4 protein-coding genes are annotated in these 5,882 nt (G+C 40.1%); 3 read left to right on the top strand and 1 reads right to left on the bottom strand.

The features are described from left to right. Nucleotides 1-850: 850 nt before the first annotated feature. The 3 genes from AC5590_RS13565 to AC5590_RS13555 are packed head-to-tail and all read left to right on the top strand — an operon-like array spanning nucleotide 851 to nucleotide 5,029. Nucleotides 851-1,513 carry a hypothetical protein gene (locus AC5590_RS13565; protein WP_248277429.1) on the top strand — a complete coding sequence of 221 codons (663 nt, stop codon included), beginning with the start codon at nucleotides 851-853 and terminating at the stop codon, nucleotides 1,511-1,513. A gap of 52 nt (nucleotides 1,514-1,565) precedes the next feature. Beyond that, nucleotides 1,566-3,554 (top strand): P-loop NTPase fold protein, encoded by a 1,989-nt coding sequence (locus tag AC5590_RS13560; protein WP_169268804.1) that lies wholly within the window; start codon nucleotides 1,566-1,568, stop codon nucleotides 3,552-3,554. A gap of 2 nt (nucleotides 3,555-3,556) precedes the next feature. Continuing rightward, nucleotides 3,557-5,029 carry a DUF1802 family protein gene (locus tag AC5590_RS13555; RefSeq protein ID WP_169268803.1) on the top strand — a complete coding sequence of 491 codons (1,473 nt, stop codon included), beginning with the start codon at nucleotides 3,557-3,559 and terminating at the stop codon, nucleotides 5,027-5,029. A 180-nt stretch (nucleotides 5,030-5,209) separates the two neighbouring features. Here the strand turns inward: AC5590_RS13555 and AC5590_RS13550 are convergent, their stop codons facing one another. Next, nucleotides 5,210-5,680 carry a cupin domain-containing protein gene (locus tag AC5590_RS13550; RefSeq protein ID WP_169268802.1) on the bottom strand — a complete coding sequence of 157 codons (471 nt, stop codon included), beginning with the start codon at nucleotides 5,678-5,680 and terminating at the stop codon, nucleotides 5,210-5,212. Nucleotides 5,681-5,882 lie beyond the last annotated feature (202 nt).

Genomic DNA, 5,882 nt, shown 5'->3' with positions numbered 1-5,882 from the left:
AAGCGTGTCCCTTTGGGACTTACGCGTAGCGTCTCCGCAGGAGATACCCGAAGGGTTATCACAAGATGGGGATTTAAACTTCATCTTGTATCTTCCACTTATGGAAGTGGGGGACTGGAGACTCTCGACTGAAAAAATGTTCAGGTTATAGTTAAGCTACCAAACTAAGAAAAGTTAACTCTCCCTTAACAAGTGTTTTGTGATGGAACGTTAACAAAAAACAAAGTCACCGAATTACTTGAACTCATATTTTGCACTCCTGCCAACAACTGCCATAGATTAGAAACCTATGGCTAATAGTTAAAGTCTTTGCGCATCAGACTAAATACTTACTGAGTAAGGCTTTTAGTCCATTTTAATGGACTTGGGGTATAAGCGAAGAGCTTCAGTTCTAGGCGATACGCACAAGCTAAAATCTCCGCCTTATCGCGTGGTTGCGTTCTTGATAATGCTGCAAAATGTCAGTTGAATCAATTAGTCCAACTGTACTATCAGTGAGGATATGGGCTACACCGTAAAATTCCAGATTTTTCTGGCACACGCAATGCCAGACTTATACGCTGGTTTACGAGTAAAGCCGTTAACGAAGCTTATTTTGGATGAAATATAGATTACCAAAATATGTCTCGACTGAAAAGAAATTTATTAGAGTTATACGGGTATTTTATAGAGAGAGTATCACAGCAGGTGGAAACCTGACTAGAAACATCTACGTGCAAGGAAAAGTTTAAGACATTCAGTTCAGGTGAGCTTCAAATACGAGCTGGAAACTTTACCGTACTTTTACGTATTTTCAGATATTTAAGCCACAATGATACTAGTCATTCTATAGAGAAAAACCGTGAAAGTAATGTCAGAAAAATTACATATGATTGAGACTCAACTGAAAACTCGTCTTCTTCTGGCTTTGTGGGATTTAGGAGGAACAAAGCAGGAAGTGAAGAAAGGTGATCTTAGTAAGCGAATTGTTACTAAGGATAAGAAGGTATCAGATTATGAGGGCATTTTTAAGGAATTGGAGAAACAAGGGGCGATCGCCATCTCCAAAAAAGGCTACTCTCTGGTATCTCCTGTGGGTTTAGAAGTACTCGGTGAGGGTTTGACAAGTCCAGAGTTTAGGTTTGAAGGAAGTATTATCGGAACTTGGGCAGCTAATGCACTGCTGAGGTGGATAAGTCAGATGAATGGTGCGGTAGCTGCATCTGTATCGGCGAATGGGGTCAACAGTGAGGTTAAATCTTACGACGAGTTTAAACAAGTCGCGTTGGAAGTTTACGACAAATTGAACCGGGACTATAACCTGAATGATTTGGTGCCAATTTATCGGATCAGGAGGGAAGTGGGCGATCGCGTAAGTCGTTCTGATTTCAGTGATTGGCTGTTGGAAATCCAGGAGAACGACGTTTTTCAGCTAATGGCGGGAGAAATGCCAGACATTACGCCGGATAAACGTGAAGACTCAATCACCATCCCCGGAGGTGGATTGCGCTACTACGCCAAGCGCTTGAGTTAATAATATTGCCGTGAATTCCCCGTTGTAGTTTGTTACCTCACACCGAATCACTATGGAAAATCCTCCTATTTCTCCGATAGAAGACATCAACACCGCCATTCAAACTCACAATCCATTTACTAACGCTGGGATTGTCAAAGAACAGGATATTTGGGGCAAGGGATTCCCCGACGTTCCTACCCTAAATGCTTACGCTTCTGATACAGTTTTTCAGGCAATTGAACTGGTGCGTAATAGTCCATCCAGTCAAGATAAAGTGACATCAATTGCTATAACTGCTCAATACGGAGTAGGTAAAACTCATCTCCTCAGCCGTATTCGCCATCGGCTGGAACGTGAAGGCGGGGCTTTCTTCGTCTATGCAGGCGTCAATAACTATACAGACTTAAACCTAGTTAAATACCAATTCCAGCAAACTTTGGCAGATAGTTTGAGTAAAACTGGTAGTCAAGGGGTTATGCAGTGGCAAGAAGTAGCAGCTGCGATGGCGAACGAAGGCTTCAAAGCCATTAATCCCAATGCACCAACCCTTTCTCCTCAGGAACTTGTCAACAGATTTGACAAAGTATCTGCTAGTTGGTCGGCTAAAAACAAGAGTTTGATGAACACGCTCACCAAGCAATTTCTGAGAACAAAATCAAATGTAGATCCCTATATTTTACGGGCTATTTTGTGGACACTTTCAGAAACTCAAGCATCTTTTGCAAGACAATGGTTATCTGGACATGAGCTAGCAAACTCTAATGCTGATATTCTAGGATTACCCAATCCTATCAAAACTAGTCAAGACAGAGAAGCTGAAGCACTAAAGAATATTCAGCAAATATTAAATTTAGTCAGTTACTACAACCCCGTCGTCATTTGTTTTGACGAAATAGATGTTAAAAACAACTCTACAGATGATGGGTTGCCAACAGAATTAGTAATTGCTAACCTAGTCAAAATTCTGCACGATACTCTCGAAAACTCTGAACTCGGTCGAGGTGTTGTTATTCTCACAGTAATGATGCCCGATACCTGGGAAGATAAAGTAAATATAATACCAGGTGGAACACCAGATCGAATTTCAAAATATACGCAACGCAAACCCATAGATTTAAAACCTCTTAGTGGCGATTCTATAGTTGAATTAGTCAGCCTTTGGCTGAAAGAGTTTTATGATACAAGAAATTTAACTCCTCCTCATCCTCTTTACCCATTTGAAGAAAGTGAACTGAGAAAATACGGTAAAAACAAACTAACTGTCAGGGAAGCTTTGAAATGGTGTGCAGAGAACTTTAAGATTGATGAAGATACATTACCCAAAGACCCATTTGAGCGATTTGAACTGGCTTTTAAGAAGGAGAGTGAGTTAGAGCTTGGAGATTATCTTGATGAAAAGCATAATTCTCTAATTGTTGATGCTTTGCGTTTTGGCTTTCAGACATTGAAAGGTCAGACATTAGAGGGAGAGACAGAGACAGGTGAGACTTTGAAAGAAGTAAAAGTCGAAGATGTTACTGAAGTTGAGCCAAAATCAAAAAATCAAGGATGGATAAACTTTAAAGTTATTGGTAAAGAAAAAGACAAAATTTTCAAAATAGGCGTTGCGGTTCTCCAGCACTCTCATGGACTGTCAGTAGGAGCAGGAATGTGGCGTTTAATTGACTACAAAAAATTCGATATAACGCGAGGTTGTTTAGTTCGGTCTAAGGAAAAAACAATTCGTAAGAATTGGGATTCATTCGGATATCTCAATAAACTTGTGCAAGAACTGGGCGGAGAATGGGTGTATCTGAAAGCTGAAGAAATCAGATCTCTGATTAACCTGTATTCGGTTTATCACAAGCGCGAGCTTTATCAGCTAAATGAGCACCAAGTTATAGAGTTTTCAAAGCCGCTAACTGCCGAAAATGCTTTGTTGCGAGAAATATTGAGCGATCCTTCTGGTGAAATAGATGAAGAGACTATTGAAGGAGACGAACTATTAAACGACTTCCTTAACCCCTCGAGTATAGAGGACACAGATGACTCGGATGATTTAGCTGAGTTGTTTAATTAAGCATGAGCGAATCAGTTTTGATTTACAATGCCCTTTGTCTACCAGTTCCTGACGTTGAAGCGTTAATTCAAGGGCGAATGATTGCCGCAACGCCTCGGAAATTCATTAATCCGGGGCAGAAATTTGCTCTCTATCCAGCCAACCCCTCAGTTAACACTCTACCTCCTAAGCGTCATTACCGCTCAAGCTTTTTGTCAATTGCCCAACAGGTTATAGACAACTTAGATTCTAAAACAGTTGTAATTAAAGGTTGGGCGAGATGTGAAGGTTGCAAAATGCATATTCCTGAATCATTCGAGGCTTTGTCACAATTAACCATTTGGACAAAAGAAGGATTACAGCAAGTACTTGGGCAACGAACTCATATTTTTTTGGCTTACTTGCGCGTCTATCGGCTACCTGAACCTCTTGAGGTTCCAGTGTATACTCAAGAGCGTCATTTTGTACCTTTGCCTCAGCAGTTGACAGTTTCTCAAGCAAACCCCGTGTTGAGCGATCGCATCTTTACCATCCGCAAACACCAACTAGAAACACGTCAACCGCCACTGCACCCAGAATTAGAAGATTTGCAAAGTGCTTTAGCCTACCTTGCCATTACCAACCCAGCCGCTAAACAATTAGATCAAGATATCAAAGCATTTTTAGGTTGGACTACTAAGCAACTTATCCAGCAAAGCGATCCAGATTTAGCTTGGATAAACAACATTGCAGCATTAGGCGATCGCAGCATAGAACAAGATAAAGGCAAAAGCAACTACCAAGCTGGTACAGACTTTGAAGATATAGCACGCCGCAGCCTTGAGTTTTTAGGATTTAAGGTTGAATCTGATTACAAAGGTGGTGCTGGAGGCTTAGATTTATTTTGTTCAAAACCGTATTCCTTAGTTTGCGAATGTAAGGCAGGTAAAAGTATTCCTGATCGTACAGTTGAGGAATTAGACAGAATTGGCAAGAGACATCTTAAAGAAAATTATATCAACGCTGTTCGGTTAATTATTGGTCCTGGTAAACCGACAAAACAACTTCAAGAATCGGCTGCAATATCTAAAATCAGTATCATCAATGCTATGACTTTACAGAAACTAGTTGAACTACAAGCAAAATATCCTGGTTCTGTTGACTTAATTGAACTAAAAAAATATCTTGAACCAGGGGAGATTAATTATAAAATTGATGAGTATATTCAAACAGTTAAAAGACAAATCCAGTTGCGTTTCCAAATTGTCCAAGCAGTCAAACAACTTTTTGAGCAAGATAACGAAAGTTTAGAAGCTAGCAATCAAAATTTTACAGTAACAGAGATTCGCGCTCATTATAATGCCACTCAGAATCCTAAACTAACTGATACAGCAGTTAATGATTTCCTGATTGAACTTTCATCACCATTAACAGGTTATGTCGGGCGAATAAAAGGAGAAGATTGGAGACGCGATCGCTTTTACTTCCTGCGCGACTTACCAACTCCTCAAATTTAGCTCTTTTCTTTCTTTCTTTCTTTCTTTCTTTCTTTCTTTCTTTCCTCTGCGTTCTTGGCGTCTTGGCGGTTCGTTTCTCTTAAAATTTCTTATCCCAAAGTTAGTATCAAATTTAGAAAAACACAAAAAAATTAAGGTGGGCTACTTAACCCACCCTCAATGCAACTTGACTCAAACAACCTATACTGGAGTCGCCCCATAATTCTTGACTTGATTTGTGATTTCCAAATTCTTCAACGCCGCTTGGGCTGCTTCTAAGTTATAAGGAAATGGTCGTTTATGGGGAATGTAATCCCGTGGTTGAGGTGGTTTGTGACGCAGCACTGCATTCACCAAAACACACGGTTCTGAACTCAAATTAATCGCCCCGTGCAAAACTCCCGGCGGAATTGTCACGACTACAGAATGGTTTTCACTCAAAGGAATATACTCGTACTGCTTATCCAGCAATGTCGCAAGGACAAACTGTCCTTTAACAACTAGCAATTGATCTGTATGTGTTTTGTGAACAAATAAATCATCTATTGTGTTGGGTGGAATTTGTACCAGCATTGTTTCATGACTGGCTTGAGCTGTAAAGAACTCTACCATCCCTCCCTTAATGGATTCCAGCCTACGGATTTCAATTCCCCTGAATTTAGTTTTACTCATATCAGTATTCCAAAAGAGCATCGTAATAATTGAAGCTTTACCTTCAATCTTAGATGCTCTATTATAAGAAATTGTTACTTCGGCAACAAAATTGCACGAAATATGATATGTGATTACATCAGTTATCAGTTACCAGTTATCAGTTACCAGTTACCAGTTATCAGTTATCAGGTAGGAAACGGACTCGTCCACCCCTTGTTCA

Source organism: Brasilonema octagenarum UFV-OR1, assembly GCF_963888615.1.
GTDB lineage: Bacteria > Cyanobacteriota > Cyanobacteriia > Cyanobacteriales > Nostocaceae > Brasilonema > Brasilonema sennae.
Note: the sequence above shows the minus strand (reverse complement) of the source record. Positions and strands in the feature narration are given on the sequence as shown.

What these genes read in the sequence shown, in the direction of transcription:
- AC5590_RS13565 (WP_248277429.1), top strand. Translation starts at nt 851, where the DNA reads ATGTCAGAAAAATTACATATGATTGAGACTCAACTGAAAACTCGTCTT.
- AC5590_RS13560 (WP_169268804.1), top strand. Translation starts at nt 1,566, where the DNA reads ATGGAAAATCCTCCTATTTCTCCGATAGAAGACATCAACACCGCCATT.
- AC5590_RS13555 (WP_169268803.1), top strand. Translation starts at nt 3,557, where the DNA reads ATGAGCGAATCAGTTTTGATTTACAATGCCCTTTGTCTACCAGTTCCT.
- AC5590_RS13550 (WP_169268802.1), bottom strand. Translation starts at nt 5,680, where the DNA reads ATGAGTAAAACTAAATTCAGGGGAATTGAAATCCGTAGGCTGGAATCC.